We start from the raw sequence: 1,518 nt of genomic DNA, 5'->3' as shown, positions 1-1,518 counted from the left end.
TCCAGCGACTGTGCCAGTTGGCGCAGACGTCGAAGGTGGCGGGGTACTTCGCGGATGCTGCGGAGCTCCAGTTCCAGGCTTCGTCCATCGGGAGTTTCAACTCGATGCTCGTACTGGGCCTGCTGCAGACCGAGTCCTACGCGCGCGCACTCACCCGATCCGCCCACCCGTTCGCCGACCGAGAGGTCATCGAGGGGCATGTCCGCACCCGAATGGAGCGGACATCGCTCCTGGATTCACCCACCGCACCCGTGCTCTGGGTAGTGATTCACGAAGCCGCCCTCCTCGTGCCGGTGGGCGGAAAAGCCGTGATGGCCGAGCAACTCGTCCACCTTGCCGAACAGACCGCGTCCCGCCCCCGACTCATCACCCAGGTGCTCCCGTTCTCCGCCGGGGCACATCCCCTCCTGCATGCGTCGATGACACTGATGCAGTTCACCGAAGCTCCTGCCGTCGTATACACGGAGGCCGCCTACAGCGGTCAACTCGTCGAAGAACCTGCGCTGGTGGAGCAGCACAGCTCCGCTTACGATCTGGCCAGGGCTGCCGCTTTGTCGCCGGAGGCATCCCTGGACCGGATCGCCTCGGCGGCAAAGGAGTTCTTGACGCCATGACCACCACGCCTGAACCGAGTACAGCTGCCTGGCGTAAGGCGTCCTACAGCAATGGCGACGGCGGCGAGTGCCTCGAAGTCGCCGACGGCTTCCCCGGTCTCGTCCCCGTACGCGACAGCAAGACCCCCGACGGCCCCACGCTCGCCTTCCACGCCGCCCACTGGACGCACTTCGTCGAAGCCCTCAGGGCCGGCTCGCTCTGACGCGGGTCAGGCGATCGCGTTGAACAGCTTCTCCGGAAGGGCCATGTTCAGCGCGGTGACGACCGGCTTGTCGTGTTCCGTGCCGAGGCGGGAGACCGCACCCGTGGCGAGCTGGAAGAGCTCCCCGCTCGCGGGCGTCAGCCGCAGGTAGCGCGCGGTGAGCACGCGCAGGAAGTGCGAGTGGGCGACCAGCACGATGTCGGCCTCACCGAGACGGGACGCAGCCGCACGGACCTCCGCCAGAATCCGGTCCGCCCTGTCGCCCACCTCCTGCGGGCTCTCCCCCGGGTGCTCCTCGGAAACTGCGGCGACTCCGTCGGTCCAGAGGTTCCAGTCGGGGCGGGTGCGGCGGATCTCGACCGTGGTGATGCCCTCGTAGGCCCCGTAGTCCCACTCCCGCAGATCCGGGGCCTCGCGGGGCGCGGTCAGTCCCGCCAGCTCGGCGGTGCGCCGGGCGCGCAGGTAGGGGCTGACCAGGGTGAGGCCGATCTCGCGTTCGGCGAGGAGCGGCACGAGGGCGCGGGCCTGGCGCTCGCCGAGTTCGGTCAGGGGCAGGTCGGTGTAGCTCGTGTGCTGCCCGGACCGGGACCACTCGGTCTCGCCGTGCCGGATCAGGATCAACTCGCCCATGGATGCTTCCGCTCTGTGCGCCGTATGCGTACGTGTGTGCCACTGGTGCCAACCTGACGGCCCACGATCGC

At 68.4% G+C, this 1,518-nt stretch carries 3 protein-coding genes; 2 read left to right on the top strand and 1 reads right to left on the bottom strand.

All coding sequences use genetic code 11. The features are described 5' to 3' along the window. A partial coding sequence (locus BFF76_RS29265; protein ID WP_065849431.1) for a DUF5753 domain-containing protein occupies nucleotides 1–614 on the top strand: 614 nt, incomplete at its 5' end. Further along, on the top strand, nucleotides 611–817 hold the full coding sequence (locus BFF76_RS29260; protein ID WP_065849429.1) for a DUF397 domain-containing protein: 207 nt from the start codon (nucleotides 611–613) through the stop codon (nucleotides 815–817). The genes BFF76_RS29265 and BFF76_RS29260, both read left to right, overlap by 4 nt. A gap of 6 nt (nucleotides 818–823) precedes the next feature. Here BFF76_RS29260 and BFF76_RS29255 read toward each other — a convergent pair whose 3' ends face one another. Next, nucleotides 824–1,447, bottom strand: coding sequence for a histidine phosphatase family protein (locus BFF76_RS29255; protein ID WP_065849428.1), 624 nt, complete (start codon nucleotides 1,445–1,447; stop codon nucleotides 824–826). Nucleotides 1,448–1,518 lie beyond the last annotated feature (71 nt).

The organism is Streptomyces mutomycini (assembly GCF_001700505.1).
Classification (GTDB): Bacteria; Actinomycetota; Actinomycetes; order Streptomycetales; family Streptomycetaceae; genus Streptomyces; species Streptomyces mutomycini.
The sequence above is the reverse complement of the archived record's forward strand: the minus strand, read 5'-3'. Positions and strand labels throughout refer to the sequence as shown.